At 32.1% G+C, this 16,980-nt stretch carries 18 protein-coding genes; 17 read left to right on the forward strand and 1 reads right to left on the reverse strand.

What is annotated here, in order from left to right:
* The first annotated feature begins 38 nt into the window (after nt 1-38).
* The 17 genes from BGS43_RS06765 (at nt 39) to BGS43_RS06845 (ending at nt 13,284) form a co-directional block, all read left to right on the forward strand.
* Nucleotides 39-776, forward strand: a complete 738-nt coding sequence (locus BGS43_RS06765; RefSeq protein WP_044600793.1) for a substrate-binding domain-containing protein — start codon at nt 39-41, stop codon at nt 774-776.
* A gap of 108 nt (nt 777-884) precedes the next feature.
* Entirely contained in the window at nt 885-1,412 is a 528-nt protein-coding gene (gene tpx / locus BGS43_RS06770) for a thiol peroxidase (protein WP_025398879.1), read from the forward strand.
* Between the two features lie 269 nt (nt 1,413-1,681).
* The gene (napA, locus tag BGS43_RS06775) at nt 1,682-4,456 is read left to right on the forward strand and encodes a periplasmic nitrate reductase subunit alpha (protein ID WP_057032438.1); all 2,775 of its coding nucleotides are present in this window, start codon (nt 1,682-1,684) and stop codon (nt 4,454-4,456) included.
* Nucleotides 4,457-4,473: 17 nt separating this feature from the next.
* Nucleotides 4,474-5,214, forward strand: a complete 741-nt coding sequence (gene napG, locus BGS43_RS06780) for a ferredoxin-type protein NapG (protein WP_096569281.1) — start codon at nt 4,474-4,476, stop codon at nt 5,212-5,214.
* The gene (gene napH / locus BGS43_RS06785; RefSeq protein ID WP_072219708.1) at nt 5,211-5,996 is read left to right on the forward strand and encodes a quinol dehydrogenase ferredoxin subunit NapH; all 786 of its coding nucleotides are present in this window, start codon (nt 5,211-5,213) and stop codon (nt 5,994-5,996) included. Before napG ends, napH begins: the two co-directional genes overlap by 4 nt.
* Nucleotides 5,993-6,517 (forward strand): nitrate reductase cytochrome c-type subunit, encoded by a 525-nt coding sequence (locus BGS43_RS06790; protein WP_096569284.1) that lies wholly within the window; start codon nt 5,993-5,995, stop codon nt 6,515-6,517. Before napH ends, BGS43_RS06790 begins: the two co-directional genes overlap by 4 nt.
* A gap of 4 nt (nt 6,518-6,521) precedes the next feature.
* Complete coding sequence (locus BGS43_RS06795) at nt 6,522-7,442, forward strand: WD40 repeat domain-containing protein (RefSeq protein ID WP_002780405.1); 921 nt, start codon at nt 6,522-6,524, stop codon at nt 7,440-7,442.
* On the forward strand, nt 7,429-7,764 hold the full coding sequence (locus tag BGS43_RS06800; RefSeq protein WP_096569287.1) for a chaperone NapD: 336 nt from the start codon (nt 7,429-7,431) through the stop codon (nt 7,762-7,764). The genes BGS43_RS06795 and BGS43_RS06800 overlap by 14 nt, the downstream gene beginning before the upstream one ends.
* Nucleotides 7,765-7,777: 13 nt before the next feature.
* Nucleotides 7,778-7,954, forward strand: a complete 177-nt coding sequence (locus BGS43_RS09880; protein WP_002820060.1) for a hypothetical protein — start codon at nt 7,778-7,780, stop codon at nt 7,952-7,954.
* Nucleotides 7,951-8,631 carry an AzlC family ABC transporter permease gene (locus BGS43_RS06810; RefSeq protein WP_002776685.1) on the forward strand — a complete coding sequence of 227 codons (681 nt, stop codon included), beginning with the start codon at nt 7,951-7,953 and terminating at the stop codon, nt 8,629-8,631. The genes BGS43_RS09880 and BGS43_RS06810 overlap by 4 nt, the downstream gene beginning before the upstream one ends.
* Entirely contained in the window at nt 8,621-8,941 is a 321-nt protein-coding gene (locus tag BGS43_RS06815; RefSeq protein ID WP_096569293.1) for a branched-chain amino acid transporter permease, read from the forward strand. Before BGS43_RS06810 ends, BGS43_RS06815 begins: the two co-directional genes overlap by 11 nt.
* On the forward strand, nt 8,941-9,522 hold the full coding sequence (locus BGS43_RS06820; RefSeq protein WP_023361878.1) for a LysE family translocator: 582 nt from the start codon (nt 8,941-8,943) through the stop codon (nt 9,520-9,522). The genes BGS43_RS06815 and BGS43_RS06820 overlap by 1 nt, the downstream gene beginning before the upstream one ends.
* 43 nt (nt 9,523-9,565) lie before the next feature.
* A complete protein-coding gene (locus tag BGS43_RS06825) occupies nt 9,566-9,814 on the forward strand; it encodes a tetratricopeptide repeat protein (protein WP_087721326.1) in 249 nt (82 codons plus the stop codon).
* Complete coding sequence (gene ciaD, locus BGS43_RS06830) at nt 9,811-10,308, forward strand: effector protein CiaD (RefSeq protein WP_002797992.1); 498 nt, start codon at nt 9,811-9,813, stop codon at nt 10,306-10,308. Before BGS43_RS06825 ends, ciaD begins: the two co-directional genes overlap by 4 nt.
* Complete coding sequence (locus tag BGS43_RS06835; RefSeq protein ID WP_044600519.1) at nt 10,277-11,392, forward strand: CCA tRNA nucleotidyltransferase; 1,116 nt, start codon at nt 10,277-10,279, stop codon at nt 11,390-11,392. The genes ciaD and BGS43_RS06835 overlap by 32 nt, the downstream gene beginning before the upstream one ends.
* Nucleotides 11,393-12,217 (forward strand): formyltetrahydrofolate deformylase, encoded by an 825-nt coding sequence (gene purU / locus BGS43_RS06840; protein WP_002797988.1) that lies wholly within the window; start codon nt 11,393-11,395, stop codon nt 12,215-12,217.
* A gap of 155 nt (nt 12,218-12,372) precedes the next feature.
* Complete coding sequence (locus BGS43_RS06845; protein WP_023361882.1) at nt 12,373-13,284, forward strand: AEC family transporter; 912 nt, start codon at nt 12,373-12,375, stop codon at nt 13,282-13,284.
* Between the two features lie 77 nt (nt 13,285-13,361).
* Here BGS43_RS06845 and BGS43_RS06850 read toward each other — a convergent pair whose 3' ends face one another.
* Complete coding sequence (locus BGS43_RS06850) at nt 13,362-16,871, reverse strand: acyl-[ACP]--phospholipid O-acyltransferase (protein WP_042963020.1); 3,510 nt, start codon at nt 16,869-16,871, stop codon at nt 13,362-13,364.
* Nucleotides 16,872-16,980 lie beyond the last annotated feature (109 nt).

The raw sequence follows: 16,980 nt of genomic DNA on the forward strand, positions 1-16,980 counted from the left end.
CTTTCAAAATAAATATCATTGAAAGAAAGGTTTAAAATATGAAAAAATATTTATTTTTAAGCTTAATTGCGGCAAGTTTTTTAAATGCTGAAGTTTTAGTTTATGGTCCTGGCGGTCCTGCGCCGGTTATGAAAGAACTAGCATTGAAATTTGAAGAAAAAACTAAAGAAAAAGTTGTAGTGACTGCAGGTCCTACCTCATCATGGTTTAAAAAGGCTAGAAAAGATGCGGATTTGATTTTTTCGGGTAATACTTCTATGATGGATGGATTTATCAAGAGAATTCCTAGTTTAAATTTGGAAGATTCGGTTGTTTTAAATACGCGCCCTTCAGGTATCATTGTGCGCCCTAATAATCCAAAAAATATCAAAAGTTTTGAGGATATTTTAAAAGATAATGTAAATGTTATGGTTGTTGATGGTGCGGGTCAAGTTGGACTTTATGAAGATATGGCTTTAAAAAATGGCAAAAGAGAAAATTTAGTCAAGTTGCGTAAAAATATTAAAGTTTATGCTAAAAATTCTAAAATAGCTATAGATGAGTGGAATAAAAATTCAAACATAGATGCCCTAATCATTTGGTCGCATTGGGCTAAGGTTTTAGGAGATAAGGCTTTATTTATCGAAGATGAAGAAGCAACAGTTTATCGTTTGGCTGAAATCATTCCTACCAAAAAAGGACTCCAAAATAAACAAGCTTTAGAATTTGTGAAATTTATTCAAAGTAAAGAAGCTCAAAAAATTTGGAAAAAACATGCTTGGAATGAAGTTGAGTGATTTTAAGCTGAGTATTTAAAGAATTAATAATAATTATTAAGATATAATAATTTTCGAAACATTAAAATTACAAAAATGTTTCAATTTATAAAAATAAAGGATGACAAAATGAGTTCAGTAAATTTTAAAGGAAGCCCAGTAAAACTTAAAGGAAATTCAGTAGAAGTTGGAGCAGATGCTCCTAAAGTAGGACTTAAAGCTAAAGATTTAAGCACGATTGAAATTGGTGCTGCAGGTAAAACACAAATTGTTTTAAGTCTTCCAAGCTTAGATACTCCAGTTTGCGCAACTGAAGCAAGAGAATTTAACAAAAAAGTAGCAAGCTACAATGGAGCTGAAGTTGTGGTTGTAAGTATGGATTTACCTTTTGCTATGGGTAGATTTTGTAGTACTGAAGGTATAGAAAATCTAAGTGTTGCTAGCGATTTTGTAGCAAAAGAATTTGGAGAAAAATATGGCGTTTTAATTGGTGAAGGTCCACTAGAAGGTCTTTTAGCTCGTGCTGTATTTGTAATCAAAGATGGTAAAATCGCTTATAAAGAATTAGTAAGTGAAGTGACAGAAATGCCAGACATCGCAAAACTTGATGCATTTTTTGGTGGCTCTAGCTGCTGCGGCGGATGCGGTTGTCATTAATTTTCTACATATAAAGCCCCCAATGGGGCTACTTTCTTAGCTTTTCAAACAAAATCATTTATCAAACATTATTTTATATTTTTATTAGATTAGAGTTTTCTAGCCTGTTTTATTTTTTTATAATCTTATTATTTCAAAAATGATAAAAGGACAATAAAAGTCCTATAAAATAGGGCTTTTAAATTATTATTTTTTGCAAAAAATTCAAGATAATTTTATTTTCTATTTTTTATAATAAAACGATTTTTATTATTTTGGAGGATTAGAGTATGAATAGAAGGGATTTTATTAAAAATACCGCTATTGCGAGTGCTGCTAGTGTTGCAGGTCTTAGTGTCCCAAGCCCAGTATTTGGCGCACAAGAGGAAGAATGGAAATGGGATAAAGCCGTTTGTAGATTTTGCGGAACGGGCTGTGGAATTATGATAGCTAGAAAAGATGGCAAAATTGTAGCAATCAAAGGTGATCCTGCTGCTCCTGTAAATCGTGGTCTTAATTGTATTAAAGGATATTTTAACGCTAAAATCATGTATGGAGAAGATCGTCTTGTTATGCCTTTGCTTCGTATGAATGATAAGGGAGAATTTGACAAAAAAGGAAAATTCAAGCAAGTTTCCTGGCAAAGAGCTTTTGATGAGATGGAAAAACAATTTAAAAAAGCCTACAATGAACTCGGCGTTACAGGTATAGGGATTTTTGGTAGTGGGCAATATACTATCCAAGAAGGCTATGCGGCTTTAAAACTTGCAAAAGCGGGTTTTAGAACAAATAATATCGATCCAAATGCAAGACATTGTATGGCTTCTGCTGTGGTTGGTTTTATGCAAACTTTTGGTGTGGATGAGCCATCAGGCTGTTATGATGATATAGAACTTACCGATACTATCATCACTTGGGGGGCAAATATGGCTGAAATGCACCCTATACTTTGGTCAAGAGTTAGCGATAGAAAGCTAAGCAATCTTGACAAAGTTAAAGTTGTGAATTTAAGCACTTTTTCTAATCGTACTTCAAATATTGCTGATATTGAAATCATTTTTAAACCTAATACAGATTTAGCTATTTGGAACTATATAGCAAGAGAGATTGTTTATAATCATCCTGAAGCTATGGATAAAAAATTCATTAAAGATCATTGTGTATTTGCAACAGGTTATGCAGATATTGGTTATGGCATGAGAAATAATCCAAACCATCCTAAATTTAAAGAAAGCGAAAAAGATACCGTTGCAAAAGAAAATGCAATCATTTTAGATGAAGAAGAAGCAACCTCTCTTTCTTATCTTGGTGTGAAAGCGGGTGATAAATTTGAAATGAAACATCAAGGCGTAGCTGATAAGAATTGGGAAATTTCTTTTGAAGAATTCAAAAAAGGTTTAGCGCCTTATACTTTAGAATATACCGCAAAAGTAGCCAAGGGTGATGATAATGAATCTTTAGAAGATTTTAAGAAAAAACTCCAAGAATTGGCTAATTTATATATAGAAAAAAATCGTAAAGTAGTGAGCTTTTGGACCATGGGCTTTAACCAACACACAAGAGGCTCTTGGGTAAATGAACAAGCTTATATGGTGCATTTTTTACTTGGCAAACAAGCTAAGCCAGGTAGTGGGGCTTTCTCTTTAACAGGACAACCAAGTGCTTGTGGAACTGCTAGAGAGGTAGGAACATTCTCTCACCGCTTGCCTGCAGATATGGTCGTGGCAAATCCAAAACACAGAGAAATTTCAGAAAAAATTTGGAAAGTGCCTGCAAAAACAATCAATCCAAAACCAGGTTCGCCTTATCTTGGTATTATGAGGGATTTAGAGGATGGTAAAATTAAATTTGCTTGGGTTCAAGTAAATAATCCATGGCAAAATACCGCAAATGCAAATCACTGGATCACAGCAGCTAGAGATATGGATAATTTTATCGTTGTGAGTGATTGTTATCCTGGAATTTCAGCAAAAGTAGCCGATCTTATCTTGCCAAGTGCGATGATTTATGAAAAATGGGGTGCTTATGGTAATGCTGAAAGAAGAACTCAACACTGGAAACAACAAGTTTTACCTGTAGGTGCTGCTATGAGTGATACTTGGCAAATTTTAGAATTTGCAAAACGCTTTAAGCTTAAAGAGGTTTGGAAAGAACAAAAAGTAGATGATAAGCTTACTTTACCAAGTGTACTAGAAGAAGCAAAAGCTATGGGTTATAGCGAAGATGATACGCTTTTTGATGTTTTATTTGCCAATAAAGAAGCAAAAAGCTTTACTTCAAATGATGCTGTTATGAAAGATTATGACAATAGTGAAGTTAAGGGTGATGAAAGAAAAATTCAAGGCAGTGATGGAAAAGAATTTAAAGGATATGGCTTTTTTGTTCAAAAATATCTTTGGGAAGAGTATCGTAAATTCGGCTTAGGTCATGGTCATGATTTGGCTGATTTTAACACTTATCATCAAGTAAGAGGTTTAAGATGGCCAGTGGTAAATGGCAAAGAAACACAATGGAGATTTAATACTAAATTTGATTATTATGCCAAAAAAGCTGCTCCAAATTCAGATTTTGCTTTCTATGGTGAATTTAATAAAATGCTTACCAATGGGGATTTGATAGCTCCTAAGGATGAAAAAGAACATAGTATTGAAAATAAAGCTAAAATTTTCTTTAGACCATTTATGAAAGCACCTGAAAGACCAAATGAAGAGTATCCATTCTGGCTTTCAACTGGAAGGGTTTTAGAGCATTGGCATAGTGGGACTATGACTATGCGTGTGCCAGAGCTTTACCGTGCTGTTCCAGAAGCACTTTGTTATATGAGTGAAAAAGATGGTGAAAAATTAGGTTTAAATCAAGGAGATTTAGTTTGGGTAGAATCGCGTCGTGGTAAAGTAAAAGCAAGAGTAGATATGCGTGGCAGAAACAAACCACCTGTAGGACTTGTTTATGTGCCTTGGTTTGATGAGAATGTTTATATCAATAAAGTTACTCTAGATGCAACTTGCCCACTTTCTAAGCAAACTGACTTTAAAAAATGTGCGGTAAAAATCTATAAAGCTTAAGATAAAGGTTTGATTTGATGAAAGATAGAAGAGAATTTTTTGCTAGTGCTTTTAAAGGTTTGTGTCTTTGTACCGCGGGTGGATTTTTGGCAAATTTAAGCTTAAAGGCTGACGATGATTACGCCTTGAGGCCACCAGGAGCTGAAGATGAGGCGAGATTTTTAAGCAAATGTATTCGTTGTGGTTTGTGTGTAAAAGCCTGTCCATACAATACTTTAAAACTTGCTACTTTGTTAGATGGTGCAAAAAACGGAACTCCTTTTTTTAAGGCTAGAGAAATTCCTTGTTATCTTTGCAAGGACATACCATGTATTAAGGAATGTCCAACCGATGCTTTGGATAAAAAACATTTAGAGCAGGGTATAGAATCTTTAAAAATGGGTATTGCGATCGTAGATAGTGCTTCTTGTGTAGCGCATTGGGGAATTCAGTGTGATGCTTGTTATAGAGCTTGTCCTTTGATAGATAGGGCTTTAAAACTTGAACTTAAACGCAATGAGCGCACTGCTAAGCACGCCTTTTTATTGCCTAGTGTTGATCATGAAGTATGCGTAGGCTGTGGGCTTTGCGAGCTTGCGTGTATTACAGAAAAGCCTGCTATTCATGTTTTACCACGCGAGTATGTTTTAGGTAAGGCTGGTTCGCATTATGTAAAGGGCTGGGATCAAGAGGATGAAGATCGTATAAAAGATGCAGATACTTCTAAATATTTTGATGCTAAAAAGGCAACAAATTATTTAAATGAGGGAGAATTTTGATGAGGTATTTAATCGCTAGACGCATCGTTCAAATCGGAATTTTAGCTCTTTTTAGTTTTAAGGCTACGGATTTTATCTTAAAAGGAAATTTAAGTTCTTCTAGGCTTTTTGATACCCTGCCTTTAAGCGATCCTTTTGCAGTGATTCAAATTTATTTAGCAAGTTTTAGCATAGATTTAATGGCACTTATGGGAGCTTTGATCGTTTTAATTCTTTATGGAGTTTTCTTAGGTCGTGCTTTTTGTGCTTGGGTATGCCCTGTAAATTTGATTACCGATTTTGCTGCCTTTGTTCGCTCTAAAATGGCTTTTAAACAGAGTAAGGTTTTAATCTTAAGTAAAAATTTAAGATATTATATTTTAGCTTTGAGTTTAATTCTTTCTTTTGTATTGTCTTTGCCTGTATTTGAAAGTATGTCTTATATAGGCATTATACATAGAGGGATTATTTTTGGCACCACTTCTTGGATATTTATAGCTTTTATACTTTTTTGTATAGATGCTTTTTTAAGTCCTAGAGCGATATGTTCGCATTTGTGTCCTTTAGGAGCTTTTTATGCTCTTATTTCTCGTTTTGCGCTTTTAAAAATCAAGCACAATCATCAAAATTGCACTAAGTGTTATAAATGTATTGGAATTTGTCCTGAAAAACAAGTTCTTTGGATGATAGCTAAAGAAAGCGCGAGTGTAAATTCGGGGGAATGTATAAGATGTGGACGCTGTGTAGAAGTGTGTAACGATGATGCTTTAAATTTTAATATATTTGATTTAAGGAAAAAATAATGAAAAAGAAAACGATTTTACTAGGAAGCGTTGCTATAATGTTTTTAGTCGCTTGTGCGTTAAATAGTGGGGTGAGTTCAGAGCAAATTGGACTTAGGAAAGCAAGTTTGGAAAATGAAAATAAGGTAGCTTTGGTCGATGCTAGTTTTACTGCTTTACAGCCAGGTGAATCTGTGCTTTTTGAGCGTTCTTTTGAAAATGCACCACCGCTTATTTCGCATACTATTGAGGATATGTTGCCTATTACTAAGGATAATAACACCTGCCTTAGTTGCCATGATAAAGCAATTGCAACCGATGTTGGCGCAACTCCTCTTCCTGCGAGTCATTATTATGATTTTAGGACTAATAAAACCACAGGAGATGCGATCAGTGATTCGCGCTTTAATTGTACCCAATGTCATGTTCCACAAAGTGATGCAAAACCTTTGGTTGGAAATAGTTTTAAGGCTGAATTTAAAAATGAAGGCTTGAAAAATCGTTCTAATTTAATCGATGTAATTAATGAAGGTGTTGAGTAAAATAATGAAAAAAATTCTTTTCATTTTAAGCTTTTTATATATTTTATCTCCTGCTTATGAGCTAAAGCTTAATTCAAATATTACAGCTTTAAAGCTTGATCAGCAGGAGCTGTATATAGGCACTGATAAGGGTGAGATTTATGAGTATAATCTAAAAGATAAAAGTTTAAAAGAACTTTTATCTTTGCCTAAAATTAAAAATTATTATGAGGGTGATTTTGCTAGAATTTATAATATCGATGTTTATCAAAATTCTCTTTTGATACTTAGCGAAGGCGATTTTGGAGCAAAAAATTTAAGCCTTTATAATAACAATCTTCAAATTCAAACACTTCAAGAAAGCAGTGTTAAAGAGGCTTTTTTTATAGATGAAAATACCTATCTTTTGGTTTTATTGGGTTCTAAAATAGAGCTTGTTGATAAGGATTTAAAGCGTATAAATGAGTTTAAATTCTCTCATTCTAGTTTAAATGATGCAGCTTTAAATGAAGAAAAAACCAAGTTTATAGCAGGATTTGAAAGTGGGGAGGTGGAACTTTTTGATTTGAAAAGTTGGAAAATATTAAAAAACTATGATAAAATGCACAAAGATAATATCTATCAAGTTGATTTTAAAAATGATACTCTTATAAGTTGCGGCACAGATAGGCGTATAGGTTTGGTAAAAAATGAAGAGCAAACTTTTTTGCAAAAAGATTTTTTAATCTATACTTGCGCTTTAAGTCCTAGTGGGAAATTGGCTGCGTATAGTGATAATGAAGAGGGTTTTAATGAGGTTTTTGATACAAATACCCTAAAAACTGTTAGAATTTTCAAGGATGAAAATTTAATGAGTGAAATTATCATTTTTATCAACGAAAGAGAATTGATTATCTCAGGCTTTGGAGATAAAATTGTATTTAGGAGTTTAGATGAATCTTTCTAGCGTTTTGATCGTAGCTAAAGTACAACATATAGATGAATTAAAAAAAGAAATCTTAAAAATTCCTTCATGTTCAATAGAGCTTTGTGAGAATGAAAAAATCATCGTTGTGATAGAAAGTGAAAGTTTAGAAAAAGAGCTTGAGTCTTACAAAATGCTTGAAAAATTACCTCATATTATCAGTATAAATATGGTTTTTTCTTATCAATATTTGGATAAAGATATCCAAAAAGCTATAAATAGCGGAGCGATACAAACTATAGAAAAAAATGAAAATGCTGAAAATATTCGTTATTATGGTAGCATTTACAATCAAATGTCTTGATTAAAGCTTTTAGATGGTTTTTTTAATTCCTTTGCTTATTATTATAGCTATTATTTTTGGTATTGATTATTTGTATTTTAATGATGAAAATGTCAAAGTAAAAGAAGAGCAACAAATTCATAAAAGCGATCCAAATTTAGATAAACAAAGAGAAGAATATCTAAAACATTTATTCAAAGAGAAAAAATGAAGCAAAGAGAACTCTTTCTTCTTACTATCCCTGTTTTAATGGGTTATATCCCTTTAGGGGCTGCTTTTGGAATTTTAGCTGCTAGTAAAGATTTTTCTTTGTTTGAAATTTTGCTTAGTTCAATTTTTATTTATGCAGGTGCTGGGCAATTTCTTTTAGTAGCTTTAGTGGCGCAAAATGTATCTTTTTTGATGATTTTTTTTACTTTGTTTTTATTGAATTTTCGCCATTTTTTCTATACTTTATCACTTTTAAAAGAGCTAAAATCCATTAATTTTCTAAGGCACTATATTATCTTTGCTTTAACAGATGAAAGTTTTGCTCTTTTAAGCTCTATTAAAGAGAAAATCAAAAATCTTAGTCGTGCGCAAAGATCGCTTATTATGTTTGAAGTTTGTTTATTGAATCAAATTTATTGGGTAATAGGTTCTGTTTTGGGTTATTATTTTAAGCAGGGTTTAAATATTGATTATTCGGGTGTAGAATTTAGTCTTAATGCCCTTTTTATTGTGCTAGCTTATGAGCTTTATAAACAAAATCCTAATTTAAAAATTTTACTTTATTCTTCTTTTGTGGCACTTTTTGCTTTATTTTGCATAGACAAGCCTTATATGTTGGCTTTTTGTATTTTTATCGCTCTGATGATTTTGATTTTTGGAAAAAAATATGTTAGATAAAAATATTTTATATGCGATTTTAGCACCTTCTTTAGCGACTTATTTAACTCGTGTTTTAGCTTTTATTTTGTTTAAAAATAAAAAAGAAAACCATCACTTGCTTTTTGTGCAGCATAATATGCCTTTAGTTATCATCATCATTTTATTTTTTTATACTTTTTATGAGGTGGATTTTTATTCTTATCCTTATGGGCTTGATTTTATTGTCTCTTGTATTTTGGTATTTTTGATACATCTGCTTTTTAAAAATGCACTTCTTAGTATTATTTTAGGAACTATTTTTTATATGTTTGTGTTAAGATTGTTTTAATGGACTATACTTTATTTATCTTGACTTTTGTTTCAGTTTCTTTACTGCCAGGATTGTGTATGAGCCTAGCTTTTTCCTTGGGACTTTCTTTAGGATATAAAAATACTTTATGGATGATATTTGGCGAGCTTGTGGGATTAGTATTAGTGGTTTTGTGTTGTGCTTTGGGGATAGAGTTTATTTTGCGATATGAAAATTTATTTAAATTTTTTCAAATAGCGGGTGCTTTATATCTTTTATATATTGCTTTTGTATTGTTTAAATCAAAAAGTCAAATTACTCAAGAAAAAATCATCCATAAGAAAAAATTTTCTCTTATCATCCAGGGCTTTATAGCTTCATCTTCTAATCCAAAAGCATGGATTTTTATGTTTTCCATCTTGCCTTCTTTTTTAAAATTTCAAGTGAATGTAAATATTTTGCTTTTGATTATTTTGTTGATAGAATTTTGTTCTTTAAGTCTTTATGCTTTAGGCGGAAGTATATTTAAGATCTTTATGAATAAGCATTTAGATAAAATCAATAAAATCAGCGCTTTGTTTATCTTTGCAATGGCTCTTAGCGTATTATATAAAGTTTAACTTAAAATGCTTTTTGCTAAAATTAAAAAAAATATTAGGAAAGATAATGAAAAACACAGTTACAGAAGCTTCCATTTATGAAGCCCAAGGGCTTAAGGATGAAGCTTTAGAGATTTATAAAAATATTTTAAAAGAAGATCCTAATAACCAAAATGCAATTGATGCAGTGCGTCGTCTTAGTGGGTTTCGTTCTAAGCATCAGGATTTAAATACTCAAATGCTTGATTTTTTTATAAATATGAAAAGCGATGAAGAGATCAATGAATTTAAAAGGTGGTTGATAAAAATATGAATTTAGAAGATTTGGCAAAGAAAACTATCAGTGAAGTTAGCTCTATCATGGAAGAACAAAGAAGGCAAAGTGAAATTCTAAAAGAACAAGAAGAGCTTAGAAAGACTCAAATTCAAGAGGATATGCCTACGGTTGAACTTAAGGAAGAGCCTATTTTGGAGCAAGAATTAGAAGATAAAATTTCTATGGCGAAATTTGAAGAAGAGCAAAAAATTCAAGAAGAGATAAAAAATTTAGATGAATTAAATCAAGAAAATAAAGAGCCAGTTAAAGAAGAGGCTGTTTTGCAAAGTGAAATTTTAAACCCTAGTATTATAGCAGAGGTGCAAACTCTTAATGAAGGTATATTTTTAAAACACCTTAGAGAAAGAATTTTGGTTCTTTTTGAGGGTTTAAATAGTGTTAAGGAGGAGAATTTGGAACACAGACTTCAATTAACTATTAATTTTTTAGAGTTTTTGCTTGCAAACATCGAAGATAAGCTTAAAAAATAATGCGGATTTAAAATTTGTCATTGATTTTCTAAGTCACTATACTCAAAGGGCTTATTTGGTTGGTGGGAGTGTAAGGGATTTATTTTTAGGTTTAGAAATTTATGATTATGATATAGAGCTTTACGATGTAACGCCTAGTGATTTTGAAAAAATGATGAAAAAACTAGGCGCACAAGGCTTTGGAAAAAGTTTTTTTGTATATAAATTTAAAAATTTTGATTTTGCTCTTGCTAGAACTGAAAATAAGACAGGTTATGGACATACGGGTTTTGAGGTGCAAATTTGCAATGATGAAAAATTAGGTGCCAAAAGACGCGATTTTACTATAAATTCTATGATGATCAATCTTTTTAATGATGAATTTTTAGACTTTTATGGAGGATTAAAAGATCTAAAACAGAGTATTTTAAGGCATATCGATCAAACAAGTTTTCAAGAAGATGGTTTAAGAATTTTAAGAGCGGTGGCTTTTGCTTCAAGATTTGATTTTAAAATAGCAGATGAAAGCTTAAAATTAATGCAAAGTATGAATATAAAAGATCTTAGCAGAGATAGGATCAATGCTGAACTTTATAAATTTTTTAAAAGCTCCAAACTTGAAGTGGGCTATAAATACTTACAAGAGCTTAAGATAGAAAAGGAAGTTTTTGGCTTTGATAGTGCTTTTAAAAGCATGGAATTTCAAGCTCTGCTTAAACAAAGTAGGAAGGTGATTAAAGATGATGCTTTGTTTTTGTATTTGTATTTAAATTTTTTTAATTTAAATAAAGAAGAATTTTTTAAAAAAAGTAAAATAAAAAAAGAGTATTTCAAAAAGGCAAATCAAGCCTTTTACCTTGATAAAATGAGCGATTTTGATTTGGCAAGCATTGCTTTGGATATACCTTTAAAGGAATGGCTTGGGCTTTGGGATGAAGAGCGCATAAAGCGGGCTAAAAAATTCAAACTCTATGAGAATAAATTTAAAACAAGTATTTTAGCAAAAGATTTTCTTGATGCTGGAATTTATGGTAAAATGTTGGGTTTAAAGCTTAAAGAAGCAAGAGAAAATGAATTATATGAATATATTAAAAGGTTAAATTAAATGATTTCTGTATTAAAAATTTGCACCAAGGATCAAAAAGGTTTGATTTATCGTATTTCTGATGTGATTTTTAAATATCATATCAATATAGTAAAAAATGATGAATTTGTGGGCGAAGAAATGTTTTTTTTCCGCGCTATTTTAGAGGGTGAATTTGATAAAAAAGCCTTTGTTGGGACACTTGAGGCGATGTTGGGAGAAGAAGCTTATATAGAGCTTTGTGAAAAAAGAAAGAAAGATATCATTGTTTTTGCTACTAAAGAAAGCCATTGTTTGGGAGATTTATTGATCAAGCATTATAGCAATGAGCTTGAGGCTAATATCAAAGCCGTGATTTCTAATCACGACACTCTTAAAAATTTAGTAGAAAAATTTGAAATCCCTTATCATTGCATCAGTGCAGAAAATTTAAAGCGCGAAGAGCAGGAAAAACAAGTTTTAGAATGTTTAAAAGAATATCAATTTGATTATTTGGTTTTGGCAAAATATATGAGAATTTTATCCCCTGATTTTGTCAAACATTTTGAAGGAAAGATAGTTAATATCCATCATTCTTTCTTGCCTGCATTTGTGGGAGCAAATCCCTATAAACAAGCTTTTGAGCGCGGGGTGAAGATTATTGGAGCTACGGCACATTTTGTTAATAACAATCTTGATGAAGGGCCGATTATCACTCAAGCAGTTTTGCCTGTAAGTCATGAATACACTTGGCAAGATATGCAGCAAGCTGGACGCAATGTAGAAAAAAATGTACTTTCAAAAGCCCTTGATTTGGTTTTTGACGATAGAATTTTTATACACAAAAATAAAACCATAGTATTTTGATAAAAATTGAGTATTTTTAGGCAAGTAAGTTTTATATTTTTATATAAAAATATAAAACTTAAAACATTTTAAGTTCTCTTTTAATTATAAAGAATATAATTTTTTCCATTTTTAAAATTATTTTTATAAGTAATGAAACAAGAAGAGGATATGGTATGTTTATTTTTACTCCTTTGTTTACGATTTTTATCTTACTAGCGGGTGGGTATTTTGCTAAAAGAGTGGGTATCTTAAAACAAAAACAAGCAAGAACCTTTTTAGATTTTGCTATCGTTTTTGCTTTGCCTTGTTTAATTTTCGATAAAGCTTATCATTTAAATTTTGATTTCTCTTTGGTTGTTTTGATATTTATAGGATTTTTTAGTTGTGCTCTTGCTGCTTTTATAGTCGTATTTTTAGGTTTTATTTTTAATTTTTCAAAAGCAACACTAGTGAGTATGTTTTTACTCTCTTGCTTTGGAAATACTATTTTTGTGGGTATGCCTATCGTTGAAGGCATTTTTGCTAATGCGCAATTTGGCGCAGAAGTAATACTATATGATGCTTTAGCTACTACTTTGCCTATTTCTCTTTTGGGGCCTTTTATCCTTTCTTTGGGAAGTGGTGAAAAAGTAAGTTTGGTAGCAAATATTAAAAAAATTCTTTCTTTTCCACCTTTTTTGGCTTTGCTTTTGGGTTTTTTGTGTAAATTAATATCCTTGCCTGAATTTATTTTTTCCCCTATTCGTTTATTTGGTGGTACAGCTACTCCAGTGGCACTTTTTGCCATAGGTTTGGGACTTGGTTTTATGGCGATTAAAACTGCTTATAAACCTACTATTCTTGTGATTTTAGCTAAAATGGTTTTAGCACCTTTAATTTTTGTGCTTTTATTAAAGCTTTTTGGTTTTGAAATGAAAGCTTCAATCATAGTTGCCATCATAGAAAGTGCCACGCCTACAATGACTTTAGCAGGAGCTATGGTAATGAAAGCTAAATTAGATAGCAATCTAGCTGTAAGTACTGTGGCTTTTGGAGTGCTTTTTGCTTTTATTTCTATGCCAATTTTAGTTTGGGTTTTGGTGTAAATTTTTAAGCATATGAAGGAATGATAAGAAAATTAAAAAGCAAAGAGTGTTTATCTCTTTGCTAAAAATTTATTATTTTAAACCAAGCTTTTTGCTAATTCCTTAGCGCCTTTTAAATCCGCTTTCCCAGAGCCTAAAAGTGGAATTTTTTCTACTTTTAGATAGCGACTTGGCTTGAAAATAGCAGGCATACTTGAGCTTTTTATGGCTTCGCAAACACCTTCAAAGAATTCTTCATCGCATTCTACAAGCAGGGCAACTTGTTCGCCTTTTTTCTCATCTTCTAAGGCTACGGCGCAAAATTTCACTATATTTGTATCGATGAATTTAGCGATTTCTTCTTCTAGAGCACCTAAAGATATCATCTCTCCACCGATTTTCGCAAAACGCGAATAACGATCTACGATATACAAAAATCCATCTTCATCTAAATGCCCTTTATCGCCGGTGTTATACCATCTTATGCCATCGATTTCTTTGATGACTTCATCGGTTTTTTCTTTGTTGTTAAGATATCCTACCATGACTTGGTGTCCGCCTATGAGTATCAGCCCATCTTCATTTGTTTTTAGAGTTTCATAAGTATTAGGATCGACAATGCGAACTGCAGTTCCAGGTAGAGGCATGCCCACACTTCCTTCTTTGCTTGCGCGGTGAACTATCCAATAATCCGCATCAAAACGATTAGGCAAATTCACGCTTGCAACAGGAGTGGTTTCAGTCGCTCCATAGCCCTCAAAAATACTCTTTTTAAATTTCATTTCAAAGGCAGATCGAACTTCGCTTTTAAGCTTTTCAGCTCCTGAAACAACCACTCTTAAGCTTTCAAGCATAATGGCATCAAGCTTTTTATTTCTAGCGTAAATTCCTAAGAAGGTCGAGGTTCCACACATTATCGTAACATTGTTTTTGGCTACAGCTTTTGCTATGCCTAAAGCATCGGTTGGATCAGCAAAAGTAATGCTTTTAATACTTTCAAGTAAAGGTAAAAATGTAGTAACAGTTAGCCCAAAAGCATGAAAAGGTGGCAAGGATGAAAGTATTACATCGTTGTTTCTTGTGCAAAGCACATCTGAAATTTGAGCGATATTGCTTAGGATATTTCGGTTATTTAACATTACGCCTTTTGGAGTGCCTTCACTACCGCTGCTAAAAAGAATAGCTGCTATGGCAAGATTGTTTTTAGAAGGAGCAAAGATCGCTTTTAATATAAAGCTAGGTAAAATACTAACTGCCATCATCATTGCTAAAATTTTACTTTTTTGTTTTTTAAAGATTTCAACCACATCTTCCATGTAGATAAGATTTACTTCTTCGCCAAAATTTAAAGACACGCCTTTGCTTTCTAGTTTTTCTAAGAATTTCTTAGAAGTATAAATTTGTGAAATTTGAGCGCTTTTTACTGCTGCTTGTAAGGCTTTTTCTCCCGCAGTAAAATTTAAATTTACTACAACTTTTTGTGCAAGCAAGACACTTAAATTCAGCAAAGAACTAGCAAAAGAAGCAGGAAGTAAAATTCCTACACATTCTTCTTTAGGTGCATAAGATCCGCGTTCAAAATTGCTATTGATTTTTTTTGAATTTTCTTTTATAAGGGTGCTTAAAATAAAACTAAGACTCAGTAATTTTCTATAGCTAATCGCTCCTGCTAAAGAGTCGATTATAGCTATATTACTAAGATTTCTTTTAGCACTGGTGATAAAAGCTCTTGCTATGGTATGCATTGCTTCGCATTGAGATTTCCAAGCCATAAAAGAAAGTTCAAAAACTTTAGCTTTTACCTCTTCTTTTTTAGAATGTAAAGACATAGGAGCACCAAAGGCTATAGCGATATTTCTTTTGCTTAAGGTGCGATTTCTAGCTGAAAACTCCTCATCACTTCTTGAAAAAGTACTGCCCCAAAGTCCGCGTATATAAAAAGGTAAAATCACCCCATCATCTTCTTCTAAATTTGAGCAAACATGTTCAAATCCACCTTTAAATTCATTGAGTTGCCCATGTCTTGAAAGCACGCCTTCAGGAAAAAGACAAACTAAATCCCCTTGTTTAATACGCTCTGCAATAAGCTCTAAGCTAGCCTTGCTTGCTGCACTTGAAACAGGAATGACACCAAATTTATCAAGAAAAATTTTGATATACCATTTAGAATAAATACTTCGCTCCATGACAAAATAAATTTTTCTAGGAATTGCCATTTGAACTATAGCCCAATCGATAAAAGAAATATGATTGCCCAAAAGCAAGGCACCGCCTTTTTCAGGGATATTTTTAAAGCCTTCCACAAGCAAACGATAGCGTCCTAAAAATGCTATGCTTAAAAGCATTCTTACTAAAGAAAAAGGGAGTTTAAAGACTACATAAATCGCACCCAAAAAAGCAACAAGTGTAATGAAGTAAAATAAATAAATTACATTGATTTCTAAATTGGCAAATAAAGTTGCCAAAACAAGAAAAGTAAGCATGGCGATATTTTGTATGAAGTTATTGCCTGCTAAAATTTTACCCAGTTCATTTTCTTTTGCATGAAATTGTATAAGAGAATTTAAAGGTATGATAAATAACGCACCGCAAAAACCAAAGATAAAAAAGATAAAACTATATGTAATCAAACTTGTAAAATAGGGCATAATCAAGGCCATTAAAAACACGCCCAAAGCCCCAAAAGGAATGAGACCAAGCTCGATATAATTTTTAGAAAACCTACCCGCTATTAAAGAGCCTAAAACGACTCCAATCCCTGAAGATCCTAAAGAAACTTGTACAAAAAAAGTATTTTCAATAAAAAGTTCATTTTTGCTAAATACGGGAAAACTCACAAGATATAATTGCGATATCGCCCAAAATATCGAAATTCCAACGATACAAAGCCAAATTACTTTATTTTCAAAAATAAGTTTTAAATTGCTCATCAACAATTTTCCGCTCAAATAGCGTTTAGAATCAAATTTTAATTCTTTTATCTCATCTTTAAGTTTAGGTAAACGCCACGCTAAGTAAAGCTCTATGAGTGAAAAAAGTATAAGTAAAAATCCCAAAGGTGCAACTTGCTTTAAAACCTCTTCTGAGCTGTTATGATTTATATCATATAAGCTTTCAAAACTTAAAGAAAAAAGACTCATTCCAGCTAGTATAGCCACGATACTTACTGCATTAACTGCACCATTTCCCATCGCAAGCAAATCTTTTCCGACTAATTCTTTAATAAAGCCGTATTTACTAGGAGAATAAAGTGCAGCTTGAATTCCCATGATGAAAGTAAGTGTAAAAGCTGTCCAAAAAGCCCCATTATAATAGCTTATACAAATGATAATCGTAAGCATAACGCTAAAAGCTGCTGAGAGTTTCATGATAAGATTTTTTGGATATTTGTCTGCTAAAAATCCTGAGGGTGAAAGCATTAAAATAAAAGGTAGAAGGATAAGAGCGTTAACAATGGCTGTTAAAAGAAGCTGTGTGCTACCTTCATAAACCTTATAAATAGTATTTTGAATGATGATTTTATGCCCTAAATCTACAAAAGCATTGATGAAAGCTACAAGTAGAAAGGGTATGAGCCCATAGATTTTTAAAAAAGAATTTTTTTGCATATAATTTACTCCTAAATTTATGAAAACTTTATAAAAGTGGCATTGATTTTATCATAAAATTCTAACAATAAAATAGAAGATGATTTAAGATAAGAATTAGCAATCTTTC

This window comes from Campylobacter sp. 110 (assembly GCF_002383965.1).
In the GTDB taxonomy this organism is placed as follows: Bacteria; Campylobacterota; Campylobacteria; order Campylobacterales; family Campylobacteraceae; genus Campylobacter_D; species Campylobacter_D coli.